Below are 13,724 nucleotides of genomic sequence, written 5' to 3' on the forward strand. Positions count from 1 at the left end.
GTTCATTAACCACGTTCCTCAGCCAATTGCTCACCCTGTTCGCACTATTTGTCGTCCAAAGAACCGCGAGTGGCGGTGCTGACGGGAGCAGGTCATGGGCTTTTTCACGAAGCTTCGGAGGGATCAGCGGGGGAATGTGCTGATCCTGACGGCGGCGGTCATGCCGCTGCTGATCGCCGCGGCGGGCTTTGCCACGGACACGATCCAATGGGCCCTGTGGAAGCGTCAGTTGCAGCGGGCGGCCGATTCCGCAGCGATTGCGGGAGTGTACGAGCGCAATGTCGCGGAGGGTGCAACAGCAGGGGTTCCGGCCGCCGTCGATCGCGATCTTGCGCTCAACCAGCATGCCGGAGTGCTCAAGGAAGCGGTGGCGCTTGCCTATCCGGCCGATGTGGCCGGAATAGCCCCGGCCGCTCGCAAGAACCAGGTTTCCGTGACTCTGAAGCTGCAGAAGCCGCTGGTGTTCAGCTCCTTCTTCCTGAGCACCGCACCGACTATCGTTGTCAACGCCACGGCGGCCAGCGTTCCGGGGGGCGAATATTGCGTGATCGCGCTCGACAAGAAAAAGGTGGTGGGTCTTGAGGTTGCCGGCAGCACAGAGGTCGACATCGGCGACTGTTGCATGATCGCCAACTCGACGCACGAAAACCAGGCGTTCCGCAACAACGGGGTCGGGTCTACCGTGAAGGCGGGCTGCATTGCAGCGGCAGGCGGGGTTGAGAAGTCAAAGGATCCGACTTGGGACGTGGACAGCTACAACCCCTACAGCGAGCCGGCCAAGGACCCATTCGCCACGTTGCCCATGCCTACCAAGGCGGACTGCCATAAAGAAATCACGATCTCCGACAAGCAGAGCGATTATCCCATCGATCGGGCCAGCAGCGAGGGTGATCATGGCAAGACGATTTGCATCACGGGAGGTCTGACCGTCCCGAAGGGCACGTTGACATTAGGAGCCGCAACGTATGTGCTCGACGGCGGCGACCTTACAATGAGCGCCAGTGACGCCAAGATCACCTGCGACGGCTGCACCATCATCCTCACCAACTTCACCGACAAGACCCAGACCGGCAATCTCAAGATCACCGGGGGCGTACTTGACATCAAGGCGCCGACCACGACCGGCGCAACCTATCGCGGCATCGCCATCTACCAGGATCGTCTCGCTGGCGACGACGGCAAGCGCGGGACCAATCATATCAACGGCAACAGCACCGGGGGTGTTCAGGGAGTGGTCTACACGCCCAGCCGATCGATCCTGTACAACGGCGGGGGAAGCAGCACCGCCATCTGCATGCAGCTTGTCGCCATGCGGGTCGACTTTAGCGGCAACAGCAAGATGAAGATGGGCAGCGAGTGCGCGGCCGAAGGACTCAATCCGATTACCGGCGCCGGCAGCCGCATCCGATTGGTGGCCTGATGCTCCCGCTGCTTCCGAATCTCGCCCAGGACCAGCGCGGCGCTGCCGTCATCGAGCTTGCCTTTGCCGCTCCGATTCTCGCCGGCCTCATCATGGTCGTGACGGACGTCAGCAATGCCTACAGCCGAAAGCTCGCGCTGGAGCAGGGGGCGCACCGCGCCATCGAAAAGGTCATGCAGACGACCGAACTCAAGACCGTGCAGGGGACCATTGCCGATGAGGTGGCGCTTCAGGCCAACGTCAAGGCCAGCCAGGTGTCGGTGCAATTCCCCCGTTACTGCGACGGCAAGAAGATGCCCGACACGACAGTCGATGCCGAAGGCTACTCGGACGGAACGCCTTGCGCATCCACCGAGCGGGAGTCCCATTACATTTTGATCACCGTCACCGACAACTACAAGCCATTCTTCTCGAGCCTGAACCTCGGCACCAAGCAAGCGGACGGCACCTACCTGATCAGGGCCGAGGCCGGAATGAGGACCGCATGAAGTGCTCACCTACTCTCTTTCGGGACCAGCAGGGGACGGCGATCATCGAGCTGGCCTTTGCTCTGCCCTGCTTCGTCATCCTGATCTGGACGATCCTTCAGCTTGGGCTTGTCTACAATGCCAACTCGGGGATTCAGAATGCCTTGGGGCAGGGCGCGCGCTATGCAACCCTGTTTCCGAAGCCGACCAACAGCCAGATTGAAACCAAGATGTCAGCGTCGGTCTGGGGCATCAAATCGGGCACGTTCACCAACAAGGCGGCAGATCCGGTGGACGATCCTGCCACGGCAGGCGTCGACGAAAGCAAGGCCGGCTACAAGGACCTGACGGTCACCTATACCCAGCCGACTACCCTTCTGATCTTCCCCGGGCCGAACGTCACAATCACCAAGTCGAAGCGGGTCTGGGTCGCCAGCTAGGCTCGGCTTGCACGGGCAGCGAAAAACGCCTGGATCGCCCCCTTCACCCCGTCGGACGTCAACCGTTCCGAGAAGTGCCGGTTCTCCAGCTCCATGCGGGCAAGCACGTCGGCCTGATCTCTTCCGCGCAGCAGCGCCTGCGTCAGCCGCAGCGCTTCGGCCGGCTTGGCAAGCAGCGCAGCGACGACGGCCTCAAGTGTTGCGCCAAGTTCGCCCTTTGCCGCGCTGTGGCTGACCAGCCCGTAACGCTCCGCCTCCACCACACCGAATGCCTCGCCCAGCAGCAGGTGCCGCGCTGCCGCGCGGCGACCCGCCAGCCGGGGGAAGAGGAGGGAGCTTGCGGCTTCTGGAACCAGACCCAGGTCTACGAACGGCATGTGGAAGCGGCTGCCGTCCTCGGCCACCACCAGGTCACAGTGGAACAGCATGGTGGTTCCGATACCGACTGCATTGCCGTGGACCGCGGCGACCAGCGGCACGGGGTTGACCGCCAGAGCGCGAAGCAGGCGCCACACCGGAATATCGCTGCCGTCCTGCGGCAGCTCGTTCATGAAGTCGCCAAGGTCGTTGCCGGCCGTGAAATCCTCGCCTGCGCCCTCCAGGGTGATCACCCGAACGCTCTCATCCGCGGCGGCCGCGGCGATGGCATCGGCAAGCGCCGCATACATCGCCACGGTGATGGCATTGCGGCGCTCCGGACGGTTCATGGTGAGGGCCAGACGTGCCCCGCGGCGTTCGACGAGCAGATGTTCGGTCATGGACGCTCTTGTGCCCAGCCGCTAAGGCCCGCGCAACTTTTCCGCACCACAGGACACCATGATGAAGTTCTTCGCCGACACCGCCGATAGCGCCGAGATCCGCGAGCTTGCCGAGACTGGCCTGCTCGACGGCGTGACGACCAATCCGACGCTGGTGCACAAGGCCGGACGCGACTTCATCGAAACGGTTCGCGAGATCGCCGCGATCTGCCCGGGTCCGGTCAGCGCCGAGGTGGTCGCACTGGACCATGACGAAATGATGCGCGAGGCAGAGGTTCTGCGGAAAATCGCCGACAACGTGGCTATCAAGGTGCCGCTGACCCCGGCCGGGCTCAAGACCTGCGCCAGGCTGACGGGTGAGGGGACCCAGGTGAACGTCACCCTGTGCTTCTCCGCCGCTCAGGCACTGCTCGCCGCCAAGGCGGGCGCGACCTACATCTCGCCGTTCGTCGGCCGCCACGACGACGTCGGATTCAACGGCATGGACCTGATCGCCGACATTCGGATGATCTACGACAATTACGATTTCCCAACGCAGATACTGGTCGCCAGCGTGCGCCATCCGATGCACGTCGTCGAAGCCGCCAAGCTCGGTGCGGACGTGATGACCGCGCCGCCCAAGATCATCCACCAGTTGTTCAAGCATCCGCTGACCGACAACGGTATCGCCAGCTTCCTCAAGGACTGGCAGGCGACGGGACAGTCGATCGGCTAGCTGCGGCTGGCGCAGTGTACCCAGCCACTGGAAATTAACCTTCTCCTGCGACATCCTCTCGGTATGGGACGGGTGATCCAGTTCGAGGACCATGCGCTGGCCAGGCTGCGCGAGCGGTGCGCCGCGGCCGAAGAAGCCAATCAGGATCTGCTCGCCTTTGCCCGCGGCCATTCGGGTGCCGTGTCGTCGATCCACTCCGCCGTCCTGTCGGCAATGGAGGCGGACAGCTTCGACTCCCTTCTGCATGTGGTGACGCAGGAATGGCCGCTGATGCTCGGAATCGATGCCGTCGCCCTGGCGCTGATTGTCGGCGAGCGTGGCTTCCGGGTTGATTCAGGCGGGGTGCAGCTGGTCGATCCGCAGATGCTGCAGCGCTCGCTTCGGCAGGTCGACGGAGTCGTTTTGCGCAGCGTCGATCGCGGCCATCCCCTGTTCGGCCCGGCCTGCGACCTGATCCGCGCCGAAGCGCTGATCCGGCTCGAAAGCGACGCTCCTGTCGGTCTGATCGCGCTCGGCCAGCGTGCCGGGCAGCAGCTCGACGGCCGGCATGGGTCGGAATTGCTGCTGTTCCTCGGCCGCAGCCTGTCCGCTATGATCCAGCGGTGGACGCTGAACCCCTAGACCCCGATCCCGTTCGGCAACTCGCCGCCCGCTTCGGGCAGCATCTCGCCCACGACCGTCGGCGCAGCGCTCATACCGTGCGCGCCTATCTTTCGACCGCTCACCGCTTCCTCGACTTTCTGGCGCGGCACCGCGGCGAGGCGCTTGGCCGGTTCTCGCTGCTGGCCGTCGAGCCGGTCGACATGCGCGCCTTTCTTGCCGATCGCCGCTCAAGCGGTCTCGGGCCATCGTCCGCTGCTCGCGAACTGTCCGCTGTTCGTGCCTTCCTTCGCTTCGCCGCGGAGGAGATGGGCGAAGCGCCGCAACTGCCGCGTACCCGTGCGCCGCGCCGCCCGCGCACCTTGCCGCGCCCGGCGGCTCCGGATGATGCGGTCGCTCTGGCGGAAGATGCGGGGGAATGGGCGTCCCAGCCATGGATCGGCGCGCGCGACACGGCCATCCTGCTGTTGCTCTACGGCTCTGGCCTGCGGGTTGCGGAAGCCATGTCGCTGACTGCCCGAGACCTGCCGCTAGGGCCGACGCTGCGAGTGGTCGGCAAGCGCAACAAGCCGCGGGTGGTGCCGCTGATCCCGGCAGTGCGCGAGGCGATCGCCGACTATGTCCGGCAGTGTCCATGGCCGATCGCCGGCAAAGCGCCCTTGTTTGTCGGCGCGCGCGGCGGGCCGCTCAACGCCGACCTGGTCCGCCGCGCCGTGCAGGCGGCGCGGCGGCGTCTTGGTTTACCCGACAGCCTTACGCCCCACGCCCTGCGACACAGTTTCGCCACCCACCTGCTGGCGGGAGGAGCCGATCTGCGCTCGCTTCAGGAGTTGCTCGGGCACGCCAGCCTGTCGTCGACCCAGATCTACACCGGGGTCGATGCCGCTCGGCTCCTCGACGTTTACCGCCACGCGCACCCGCGGGCGTGATGCCGCGCGGCCGTGCCGGTGGGGAGCGGCACCGCAGCGCGGACAAGCCCGCCTAACCGGCCGACCCTTGCCGCGACCCTGTCAGCCCGTCCAAAGCGGTGCGGACTACTTCTTTTCCGCCGGCTTGTAGGTCCACAGCCGCCACAGATAGCCGAGCGCCAGCGTCAGCAGAATGGCGTTGGAAACCGGCCCCAGCCATTGGTCCACTTCGGTGAAGTTCTCGCGCAGCTTGAAGCCGGCGTAAGCGAGCATGGTGGTCCACCCGGCAGTGCCGATGGTGGATGCTACCAGAAAGGTGCGGAAGCGCATCTTCAGCAGACCCGCCGGTACGGACACCAGACTGCGAACCGTCGGCAGCATCCGGCCGAGGAAGACGAAGAAGGTGCCGTGGGTGCGGAACCAGCGCTCTGCACGCTCTACCTCGTGCCAGTTCATGGTCAGCCACCGGCCGTGCTTGTCGATCAAAGGTCGAAGCCGGATGATCCCAAGCGCGCGCGCGGCGAGGTACCAGACGATGTTGCCCAGCATTGCCCCCGCGGTCCCGCTGGCGATGACCCCGGGCAGCCACAGATCTCCCCGCGCCGCCGCGACTCCCGCGACAGGCATGATCACCTCCGACGGAATCGGCGGGAAGATCGTCTCGAGGAACATCAGGAAGGCGACGCCCAGGTAGCCGGCCTGCTCGATCAGCTCGATTACCCAATCGGCCATGGTCAGGCCACCTCGGCAGCGGCAAGGCGCTCGATTGCATCCCAGATCAGCCCGGGCGTATTTCCGCCGGTGAAGCGGTCCATTGCGACGATGCCGGTTGGCGAGGTCACGTTGATCTCGGTCAGCATGCCGCCGATCACGTCGATGCCGACTAAGAGCAGTCCGCGCGCCTTCAGCTCCGGACCGAGCGCTGCGCAGATCTCCCGCTCTCGCTGGGTCAGATCAGTCGGTTCGGCGGTGCCCCCTGCGGCGAGGTTAGAGCGGATTTCTCCATGGCTCGGCCTCCGGTTGATCGCGCCAGCCGGCTCTCCGTCGACGAGGATGATGCGCTTGTCGCCGTCCGTGACCGCCGGAAGAAAGGCTTGGGCGATGAATGGTTCTTTCCACACTTCGGAGAACAGCTCGGCCAGCGCCCGCAGATTGCCCCCGTCTTCGCCGATCTTGAACACGGCGGCGCCGGCATTGCCGTGCAGCGGCTTCAGCACGATTTGGCCATGAAGCCGGTGAAAGGCGCTCAGTTCCTCCCACGACCGCGTGATCATGGTCGGCGGCATGAATTCCGCGAAGTCGAGGACGAACAGTTTTTCCGGCGCGTCGCGGACGCTGCGGGGATTGTTCACGACCAGGGTCTTGCCCTCGAGCCGCTCGAGCAGATGCGCTGCGGTGATGTAGGCGATGTCGAACGGCGGGTCCTGCCGCATCAGCACGGCGTCCGCTGCGCCCTCCAGGTCGAGGACACTGTCCGGCTCCGCGCGGAAGTGATCGCCTTCGGTGCGCTGGACGGTGACGAAGCGCCCCGCAGCGCGAAGCCGCCCATTTTCGTAGGTCAGGTCCTGCGGCAGATAGTGGAACAGCCGGTGTCCGCGGGCCTGCGCCTCCAGCATCAGCGCAAAGGTGGAATCGCCCGCGATGGCGATCGACTCCAACGGATCCATCTGGACGGCAACGGTCAACGGCATAGGGTGAGCCGCCTAGTGGAGCGTCAGGGCTTTGTCACCCGCTCCAAACATCGGCGATGTGACGAGGCAGTCGGCGTGGCACAACGTAGATTGCGTCGAGCCGGATGGTGTCGCAGCCTTCTCCATATCGCGCACTCAGCCGCTCGGCCGCGACTGCAACCCGTCGCAGGCGGTTGCGGTCAAGGCTGAGCGCCGCCGATTGCTCGCTTGCCCGCGCCTTGACCTCGACGAAGGCGAGGGTGCGGCCCCGCCGAGCGACCAGGTCGACCTCGCCGCCTGGCACCCGCGCGCGCTGCGCAAGAATGCGCCACCCCTTGAGCCGCAACCACCAGGCAGCAAGCGTCTCCGCCTTGCGTCCGCGTCGTTCCGCGGAGTGCCGGTTCATCGCGCCCGCTCGAGCGCCCGGGCGTATGCCCGCTTCCGCGGCACGCCCAAGTTGGCGGCGACGGCGGCGGCGGCGCGTGAGGCGGTCATGCTCTTCAGCGCCTCGTCCAAGGCCTGGTCCAGCGCCGCGTCACTCGCCTCTTCAACGGCGGGAGGAGGACCGACCACGATTACAATCTCTCCCTTTGGCGGAGCCTCGACATAGCGGTCCGCGAGTTCCGCCAGGGTGCCGGTGACGCATTCCTCGTAAAGCTTGCTGATCTCCCGCGCGACTGCCCCATCCCGCTTGCCCAGCCCAATGGAAAGGTCGCCGAGCGCTTCGGCAAGGCGTGGTCCACTTTCATAGAATACCAGGCTGGCGCGGATCGCGTTCAACTCCGCGATCGCTTCCTGCCGCGCCTTTGCCTTGACCGGCAGGAAGCCGGCGAACAGGAATCGATCGGTTGGCAGTCCAGCCAGGGTCAGGGCCGCAATCGCGGCGCAGGGACCTGGGATCGTATGGATCGCGTGCCCGGCGGCGCGGGCGGCGCGAACCAGCTTGTATCCGGGGTCGGAAATCAGCGGCGTACCAGCATCGCTGACCAGCGCCACGGCTTCTCCAGCTAGCCGGGCTAGAACCAAATCCCGCTGCGCCTCGCTTGAATGGTCGTGGTAAGCCATCATCCTTGCGGTCGATCCGGCATGAGCGAGCAGGCGCGCGCTGACCCTCTTGTCCTCGGCCAGGACCAGTTGCACCCGCCGCAGCGTGTCCGCGGCCCTCGGGCTCAGGTCGCCAAGATTGCCGATGGGCGTGGCGACGATGTACAAACCGGGGGGAAGGGGATCGTTCATGAGGGTGGTCAGGCCATGACACCAACCCTGCCTTCGCCGCAAGCGCGCCACCGGTTCGCATTCGTCGCGGTTGCGGTTGGAATGCTGATGCTCGCGAACTGCCGCGGCGGTCCGCGAGCCGACTTCCCCCGACCTGAACCTGGCGTCCCCTCGGTCCACGAAGTCGCGGTGCTGGTGCCAATGACCGGCCCCGACGCGGCGGTCGGCGGAGCGATCGCCAATGCGGCGCAACTCGCTTTGCAGGACAGCGGCAACCGCTCGATCCGCCTCAGCCTCTACGACACGATGGAGGCTGGAGCCGCGGCGGCTGCGTCCCGGGCGATCGGCGACGGCAGCCGGCTCATCTTGGGGCCATTGCTGGCCGACGAAGCCCGCGCCGTCGCGCCGATTGCCCGCCGCGCCCGGGTGCCGGTGATCTCCTATTCCAATGACGTCACGGTCGCTGGCGACGGCGTGTACATCCTGGGCTTCGTTCCCGGACAAGCGATCGAGCGGGTGATCGGCCATGCCCGGCAGGCCGGCGCCGTGCGGTTCGCCGGCCTGGTTCCGGCAAACCCATACGGTCAGCGCTCGAGCGAGGCATTGCTCGCTGGTGCGCAGCGGTCGGGAGGACAGGTGGTTCGGGTCGAAACCTATGCTCGGCCGGAAGACGCGCGCGCCGCGGCTCGGCGGCTTAACGCCGCTGGCGGGTTCGATGCGGCCCTCATCGCCGAGGGCGGCCGGCCAGCTGCCGCCGCGGCCCCGCAGATCAGGGCCGGGCCGCGGCTATTGGGCTCCACCCTATGGGCGGGTGACCGGACACTGGGCAGAATCGCCCGCCTTCGCGGCGCCTGGTTCGCGGCACCGTCCGACACCCGCTTCGGCCAGTTCGCGAGCCGCTACAAGGCACGCTACGATGCCTCACCAGTGCGGCTGGCGACGCTCGGCTACGACTCGGTCCTGCTCACCGTCCGCGCGGCCCGGGACTGGTCGCTCGGCCGCCGCTTTCCCGAGCGCGGATTGCTGGAAGGGGATGGGTATGAGGGGGTCGACGGCATCTTCCGCTTCGGTCGAAACGGCATCGTCCAGCGCGCATTCGAGGTGCGGCAGGTGACGGCGGGCGGAAGCACGGTCGTCTCGCCTGCGCCGGCGCACTTCTAGGCGATTGCCGGGACCTCGCGTCTCAGCATTGGCTGAACCGCCGCGATCGCGCCAAGGACATGGTCCAGCAGCAATCGCCCGGCCGCGGTGGTGCGGAGCCGTGAGCCGACCCACTCCAGGTGACCGCTGGCGACCAGTCTGGCAACAGCGCGCTGGTCCACGACGGAGGCCAGCCCGAAGCGACCGGCGATCGCGGCGGGATCGATCCCCTCCGCCAGCCGCAATCCCATCACCAGCGCCTCGTCCGCGGCCTCGATCGGGGAGAGCGCTTCTTCCTCCACCATGCCATGGCCGTTGCGCGCAACTGCGGCAGTGAAGTTCTCCGGCTTGCGATGACGCACCGTCCGCAGGCCAAGCCGCCGGCCGTGCGCCCCGGGGCCCACGCCCGCATAATCGCCATAACGCCAGTAGGTCAGGTTGTGGCGGCTTTCTTGCCCGGCGCGCGCATGGTTGCTGATCTCGTAAGCGGGAATTCCGGCAGCGTCGGTCATTGCCGCGGTCAGCTCGAACAGGTCGGCAGATGCGTCAGCGTTGAGTGGCGTAAACTTCCCCGCCGCAAGCAGCGTGGCAAAGCGCGTCCCCGGCTCGATGGTCAGCTGATAAAGGGACAGATGGCCCGTGCCGAACGCGAGCCCCCGCTGCAGCATCGCCTGCCACTCCGCGATAGTCTGACCGGGCAGGGCATAGATAAGGTCGAAGCTCACCCGCTTGAAGCTGTGTTGCGCAATGTCCAGTGCTTGGAGGCTTTCGCCGACCGAGTGCGCCCGGCCAAGAAAGGCAAGCGCGTCGTCGTCGAGCGACTGGAGCCCCAGGCTGACCCGGTTCACCCCCGCCGCTGCCAAATCGGCGAAACGCTCCGCCTCGACCGAGGAGGGATTGGCTTCGAGCGTGATCTCCAGGTCGTCCGCCGGCGCCCAGTGCCCGGTCGCCGCCCGGATGATCGCTTCGGCGGTGGCCGGCTCCATCAGCGAAGGCGTACCTCCCCCGAAGAAGATGCTGGTCAGCCGGCGCCCCGGGAGCAGTGCCGCTTCATGAGCCAGGTCCGCGAGCAAGGCGTCGCGCCAGGCGTCCTGATCGATCGAGGCGCGCACATGACTGTTGAAGTCGCAGTAAGGGCACTTGCTGACGCAGAACGGCCAGTGGACGTAGAGCGCCAGGTCCACGCCTTGGACGCGAATGTTCACAATGTTCTCACTGACGCGGGTGTCTGTCGGGCAGCAGCAAGGGCGCGCCATTCGCTCACTTGATCAGCCGGGGAGGGGCGGACACGCATCATCTCCGCGCCGATAGCGCAAGGAGCATGCTGTAGGACAGGGCTTCAGCCGAGCGCCTCGACCAGCTTGCGGAACGCATCGGCCCGATGGCTGATCGCATGCTTGTCCGCAGGCGCCATTTCTCCGAACGTCTGCTCGCCGTCGGTCGGTACGAAGATCGGATCGTAGCCGAAGCCATTTTCCCCGCGCGGCGGCCACACGAGCGTTCCATGGACCTTGCCCTCGAACGCCTCGGCCTGTCCGTCCTCGGGCCAGGCGAGCGCCAGGGCGCAAACAAAATGCGCGTCGCGGCTGGCGTCCGGTCCGGCCGCTTCGAGTTCAGACTGCACCCTTTCCATCGCCCGCATCCAGTCGCGCGTGCCGGCCTCATCTTCCGCCCAGCGTGCCGAATGGATGCCGGGCCGGCCGCCCAGCGCATCGATGCAGAGCCCGCTGTCGTCGGCGAGCGCCGGCAAGCCGGACAGGTCGGCCGCCTCGCGCGCCTTCAGTTCCGCATTGTCGACGAAGGTGACCCCGGTTTCCTCCGGCTCGGGGAGGTCGAGCTCGCCAGCGCCGACGCACTCGATATTGAACGGGGCCAGCAGCTCACGGATCTCGCGCAGCTTGCCCGCATTATGAGTCGCGATGACCAGCTTGGGGCCGATGCTCCTCATCGCGCGACAGCCTTGCGCTGCGCTTCGAAGATTTCGCCGCATCCGATCTTCGCCAGGCGCAGCAGCCGGAGCAGGCCTTCCTCGTCAAAGGTCTCGCCCTCGGCCGTCAGCTGCGCTTCGACGATCGCGCCATCGGCGGTGAGCACGAAATTACCGTCGCTCCCGGCGGTGGAATCCTCGACATAATCCAGGTCGAGCACGGGCGAGCCGCCATGAATGCCGCACGAGACCGCCGCGACCTGGGTGCGGATCGGGTCGCCCGAAAGCTGCGGCATCAGGCCGTTTACAGCCAGGCGCAAAGCCACCCAGGCGCCGGAGATCGCGGCTGTCCGCGTCCCACCATCCGCCTGGATCACGTCGCAATCGACCACGATCTGCCGCTCGCCCAGCTTCTGCAGGTCGACTACCGCCCGGAGCGAGCGGCCGATCAGGCGCTGAATTTCCTGCGTTCGACCCGATTGCTTGCCCTTGGCCGCCTCGCGCGCGCCGCGGGTGTGGGTGGCCCGCGGCAGCATGCCGTATTCGGCGGTGACCCAGCCCTGGCCCTTGCCGCGCAGGAAAGGCGGCACCTTCTCCTCCACCGAGGCGGTAACCAGCACGCGCGTGTCGCCGAAGCCGACCAGGCAGCTGCCTTCGGCGTGGCGGGTAAAGCCGGGCTCAAAGCTCAGCTGGCGCATCTGGTCGGGGGCGCGGCCGCTCGGGCGCATTGAGGTCTCCTGATAATGGTGTGCGCCGCCCCTTACCCGTTCGCCCCGAGCGAAGTCGAGGGGCACTGCCGAGCGCAGTCGAGGCTGTTTCTCGGCGTCGCTCGAACCTGACGGATTGAGGGGACGGCGGCGCTCGCCTACATCCACGCCCATGTCCCCACCGATCGGAGAACTTACCGACCGCATGCGGTCCATCTTCGGCCTGGTGGTTGAGGCGTATCTGGAGCGCGGCCAGCCGGTCGGATCGAAGATCCTTGCCGGAACCGTGAACCTCTCGCCAGCCTCGATCCGCTCCGTGATGCAGGAGCTGGAGGAGCGCGGACTCCTCACTCATCCGCATACCTCGGCCGGCCGGATCCCAACCGAGAGCGGCCTGCGCCTGTTCGTCGATGGGATCATGCAGGCCCACTTGCCCGGCAAGCAGGAGCGCGCCGTGATCGAGCGGCAGATTCGCGACCGGCCGATCGAGGAAGCGCTCGCCAACGCCACCGCCGCCCTGTCCGGCCTGTCGGCCTGCGCCGGCGTGGTGGTCGCACCGAAGGCGGAGCTGCAGTTGCGGCAGTTGTCGTTCGTGCCGCTAGGTCCGGGGCAGGCGCTCGCAGTGCTGGTCGGGGCGGACGGAAACGTCGAGAATCGCGTTGTCGACCTGCCGCCCGGCATGGCCGCCCCGGCGCTGGCCGAAGTGGCGAACTACGTCACCAGCCGCTTGTCCGGCCTGACCCTCGCCGAGGCCGAGGCGCGGCTGCGCACAGAAATCCGGGAGCGGCGCGAGGCGATCGACCTTGCCGCCGCCGAACTGGTCGCTTCCGGCATGGCCGAGTGGCGCGAGGACGGAAGCCGGCGCCCGATCCTGATCGTCCGTGGTCAGGCGAACCTTATCGACGAGGCGGCCGCTGCCGACCTCGACCGGGTCCGCCGGCTGCTGGACGAGCTTGAGGACCGGCAGGAAATCGTCCGCCTGCTGGAAGGCGCGCGCGACGGGCAGGGGTGCCGGATATTCATCGGCAGCGAGAACCGGATGTTCGCCCTTTCGGGCTCCAGTGTCATTGCCGCGCCCTATCGCGGGAGTGAGGGGCAAGTCATAGGGGTCGTCGGCGTGATTGGCCCCACGCGGTTGAACTATGCGCGCGTGGTGCCCATGGTGGATTACACAGCTCAAGCACTTACGAGATTGATGGGATGATGAACGACAAGCTTCATGACGAGGCCAAGGAAATTCGCGCCGAAACCGCCGCCGACGCTCCGGAACTGCAGGAGCATGATCGGGTGGCGGAACTTGAAAAGCAGCTGGAGGAGGCGAACGCGAAGGCGCTCTACGCCGCTGCCGAGGTGCAGAACGTCCGCCGCCGGCTGGAGGGCGAGAAGGTCCAGGCCGCGGCTTATGCAAACACCGGCTTTGCCCGCGACATGTTGAGCGTGAAGGACAATCTCGACCGCGCGCTGTCGCACGTGCCGGATGGCGCGCGCGAAGACGAACGGTTCCGCAACTTCCTGGAGGGCATCGAGGCCACCGCGCGCGAGCTTGACGCGATTTTCGCGCGCAACGGCATCACGAGGGTCGAGGCCAAGGGCCAGGCGCTCGACCCCAACAAGCATCAGGCGATGATCGAAGTTCCGCACGCGGAGGCCGAGCCGGGCACGATCGTCGAGGAGATGCAGGCCGGCTACATGCTCAAGGATCGCCTCCTGCGGCCCGCGCTGGTCGGAGTAGCCAAGGCCTGAGCCCCTCTCCCGCA

Annotated in this window: 17 protein-coding genes; 9 read left to right on the top strand and 8 right to left on the bottom strand. The window is 66.5% G+C overall.

All coding sequences use genetic code 11. From position 1 onward, the window contains the following. The first annotated feature begins 94 nt into the window (after positions 1–94). Genes ACFQPG_RS05550 through ACFQPG_RS05560 form a run of 3 tightly spaced genes read left to right on the top strand, consistent with a single transcriptional unit; the run spans position 95 to position 2,327 of the window. Positions 95–1,420 carry a pilus assembly protein TadG-related protein gene (locus ACFQPG_RS05550; protein WP_380810838.1) on the top strand — a complete coding sequence of 442 codons (1,326 nt, stop codon included), beginning with the start codon at positions 95–97 and terminating at the stop codon, positions 1,418–1,420. After that, positions 1,420–1,908 (top strand): TadE/TadG family type IV pilus assembly protein, encoded by a 489-nt coding sequence (locus tag ACFQPG_RS05555; protein ID WP_380810840.1) that lies wholly within the window; start codon positions 1,420–1,422, stop codon positions 1,906–1,908. The genes ACFQPG_RS05550 and ACFQPG_RS05555 overlap by 1 nt, the downstream gene beginning before the upstream one ends. Continuing rightward, the gene (locus ACFQPG_RS05560; RefSeq protein ID WP_380810841.1) at positions 1,905–2,327 is read left to right on the top strand and encodes a TadE/TadG family type IV pilus assembly protein; all 423 of its coding nucleotides are present in this window, start codon (positions 1,905–1,907) and stop codon (positions 2,325–2,327) included. Before ACFQPG_RS05555 ends, ACFQPG_RS05560 begins: the two co-directional genes overlap by 4 nt. Here ACFQPG_RS05560 and ACFQPG_RS05565 read toward each other — a convergent pair. Further along, positions 2,324–3,085, bottom strand: a complete 762-nt coding sequence (locus tag ACFQPG_RS05565) for an enoyl-CoA hydratase-related protein (protein ID WP_380810842.1) — start codon at positions 3,083–3,085, stop codon at positions 2,324–2,326. The two genes, ACFQPG_RS05560 and ACFQPG_RS05565, sit on opposite strands and share 4 nt — an antisense overlap. A 61-nt stretch (positions 3,086–3,146) precedes the next feature. On the opposite strand from ACFQPG_RS05565, the gene fsa reads away from it, so the two are divergent. The 3 genes from fsa (at position 3,147) to ACFQPG_RS05580 (ending at position 5,329) form a co-directional block, all read left to right on the top strand. Beyond that, entirely contained in the window at positions 3,147–3,800 is a 654-nt protein-coding gene (fsa, locus tag ACFQPG_RS05570; RefSeq protein ID WP_380811721.1) for a fructose-6-phosphate aldolase, read from the top strand. Between the two features lie 63 nt (positions 3,801–3,863). Continuing rightward, positions 3,864–4,421 (top strand): DUF484 family protein, encoded by a 558-nt coding sequence (locus tag ACFQPG_RS05575; protein ID WP_380810844.1) that lies wholly within the window; start codon positions 3,864–3,866, stop codon positions 4,419–4,421. Further along, a complete protein-coding gene (locus ACFQPG_RS05580; RefSeq protein ID WP_380810845.1) occupies positions 4,403–5,329 on the top strand; it encodes a tyrosine recombinase XerC in 927 nt (308 codons plus the stop codon). Before ACFQPG_RS05575 ends, ACFQPG_RS05580 begins: the two co-directional genes overlap by 19 nt. A gap of 105 nt (positions 5,330–5,434) precedes the next feature. On the opposite strand, the gene ACFQPG_RS05585 is transcribed toward ACFQPG_RS05580, so the two are convergent. From ACFQPG_RS05585 to rsmI, 4 genes are read right to left on the bottom strand one after another with little or no spacing between them, the layout of a single operon-like run. Next, positions 5,435–6,040, bottom strand: a complete 606-nt coding sequence (locus tag ACFQPG_RS05585) for a DedA family protein (RefSeq protein WP_380810846.1) — start codon at positions 6,038–6,040, stop codon at positions 5,435–5,437. Between the two features lie 2 nt (positions 6,041–6,042). After that, entirely contained in the window at positions 6,043–6,999 is a 957-nt protein-coding gene (gene gshB, locus ACFQPG_RS05590; RefSeq protein ID WP_380810847.1) for a glutathione synthase, read from the bottom strand. 34 nt (positions 7,000–7,033) lie between these two features. Further along, on the bottom strand, positions 7,034–7,384 hold the full coding sequence (locus ACFQPG_RS05595; RefSeq protein ID WP_380810849.1) for a YraN family protein: 351 nt from the start codon (positions 7,382–7,384) through the stop codon (positions 7,034–7,036). Then, complete coding sequence (gene rsmI, locus ACFQPG_RS05600; protein ID WP_380810850.1) at positions 7,381–8,214, bottom strand: 16S rRNA (cytidine(1402)-2'-O)-methyltransferase; 834 nt, start codon at positions 8,212–8,214, stop codon at positions 7,381–7,383. Before rsmI ends, ACFQPG_RS05595 begins: the two co-directional genes overlap by 4 nt. A 15-nt stretch (positions 8,215–8,229) precedes the next feature. On the opposite strand from rsmI, the gene ACFQPG_RS05605 reads away from it, so the two are divergent. After that, positions 8,230–9,354: a penicillin-binding protein activator gene (locus ACFQPG_RS05605; protein ID WP_380810851.1), complete on the top strand. Its 1,125-nt coding sequence runs from the start codon at positions 8,230–8,232 to the stop codon at positions 9,352–9,354. Here the strand turns inward: ACFQPG_RS05605 and hemW are convergent. From hemW to rph, 3 genes are all read right to left on the bottom strand, one after another. Next, positions 9,351–10,538 (bottom strand): radical SAM family heme chaperone HemW, encoded by a 1,188-nt coding sequence (gene hemW, locus ACFQPG_RS05610; protein WP_380810853.1) that lies wholly within the window; start codon positions 10,536–10,538, stop codon positions 9,351–9,353. The two genes, ACFQPG_RS05605 and hemW, sit on opposite strands and share 4 nt — an antisense overlap. Before the next feature lie 134 nt (positions 10,539–10,672). Continuing rightward, complete coding sequence (rdgB, locus tag ACFQPG_RS05615; RefSeq protein ID WP_380810855.1) at positions 10,673–11,281, bottom strand: RdgB/HAM1 family non-canonical purine NTP pyrophosphatase; 609 nt, start codon at positions 11,279–11,281, stop codon at positions 10,673–10,675. After that, entirely contained in the window at positions 11,278–11,988 is a 711-nt protein-coding gene (gene rph, locus ACFQPG_RS05620) for a ribonuclease PH (protein ID WP_380810857.1), read from the bottom strand. Before rph ends, rdgB begins: the two co-directional genes overlap by 4 nt. 151 nt (positions 11,989–12,139) lie before the next feature. Between rph and hrcA the strand changes: the two genes are divergently transcribed. Both hrcA and grpE read left to right on the top strand, forming a co-directional pair. Continuing rightward, positions 12,140–13,171 carry a heat-inducible transcriptional repressor HrcA gene (gene hrcA / locus ACFQPG_RS05625; protein WP_380810859.1) on the top strand — a complete coding sequence of 344 codons (1,032 nt, stop codon included), beginning with the start codon at positions 12,140–12,142 and terminating at the stop codon, positions 13,169–13,171. Further along, positions 13,168–13,710 (top strand): nucleotide exchange factor GrpE, encoded by a 543-nt coding sequence (gene grpE, locus ACFQPG_RS05630; protein ID WP_380810861.1) that lies wholly within the window; start codon positions 13,168–13,170, stop codon positions 13,708–13,710. The genes hrcA and grpE overlap by 4 nt, the downstream gene beginning before the upstream one ends. Positions 13,711–13,724 lie beyond the last annotated feature (14 nt).

This window comes from Sphingomonas sp. GCM10030256, from assembly GCF_042666415.1.
Lineage (GTDB): Bacteria > Pseudomonadota > Alphaproteobacteria > Sphingomonadales > Sphingomonadaceae > Sphingomicrobium.

Excerpts from the sequence above, each read along its gene's own strand:
- ACFQPG_RS05550 (WP_380810838.1), top strand. The coding sequence starts at position 95 with ATGGGCTTTTTCACGAAGCTTCGGAGGGATCAGCGGGGGAATGTGCTG.
- ACFQPG_RS05555 (WP_380810840.1), top strand. The coding sequence starts at position 1,420 with ATGCTCCCGCTGCTTCCGAATCTCGCCCAGGACCAGCGCGGCGCTGCC.
- ACFQPG_RS05560 (WP_380810841.1), top strand. The coding sequence starts at position 1,905 with ATGAAGTGCTCACCTACTCTCTTTCGGGACCAGCAGGGGACGGCGATC.
- ACFQPG_RS05565 (WP_380810842.1), bottom strand. The coding sequence starts at position 3,085 with ATGACCGAACATCTGCTCGTCGAACGCCGCGGGGCACGTCTGGCCCTC.
- fsa (WP_380811721.1), top strand. The coding sequence starts at position 3,147 with ATGAAGTTCTTCGCCGACACCGCCGATAGCGCCGAGATCCGCGAGCTT.
- ACFQPG_RS05575 (WP_380810844.1), top strand. The coding sequence starts at position 3,864 with ATGGGACGGGTGATCCAGTTCGAGGACCATGCGCTGGCCAGGCTGCGC.
- ACFQPG_RS05585 (WP_380810846.1), bottom strand. The coding sequence starts at position 6,040 with ATGGCCGATTGGGTAATCGAGCTGATCGAGCAGGCCGGCTACCTGGGC.
- gshB (WP_380810847.1), bottom strand. The coding sequence starts at position 6,999 with ATGCCGTTGACCGTTGCCGTCCAGATGGATCCGTTGGAGTCGATCGCC.
- ACFQPG_RS05595 (WP_380810849.1), bottom strand. The coding sequence starts at position 7,384 with ATGAACCGGCACTCCGCGGAACGACGCGGACGCAAGGCGGAGACGCTT.
- rsmI (WP_380810850.1), bottom strand. The coding sequence starts at position 8,214 with ATGAACGATCCCCTTCCCCCCGGTTTGTACATCGTCGCCACGCCCATC.
- ACFQPG_RS05605 (WP_380810851.1), top strand. The coding sequence starts at position 8,230 with ATGACACCAACCCTGCCTTCGCCGCAAGCGCGCCACCGGTTCGCATTC.
- rdgB (WP_380810855.1), bottom strand. The coding sequence starts at position 11,281 with ATGAGGAGCATCGGCCCCAAGCTGGTCATCGCGACTCATAATGCGGGC.
- rph (WP_380810857.1), bottom strand. The coding sequence starts at position 11,988 with ATGCGCCCGAGCGGCCGCGCCCCCGACCAGATGCGCCAGCTGAGCTTT.
- hrcA (WP_380810859.1), top strand. The coding sequence starts at position 12,140 with ATGTCCCCACCGATCGGAGAACTTACCGACCGCATGCGGTCCATCTTC.
- grpE (WP_380810861.1), top strand. The coding sequence starts at position 13,168 with ATGATGAACGACAAGCTTCATGACGAGGCCAAGGAAATTCGCGCCGAA.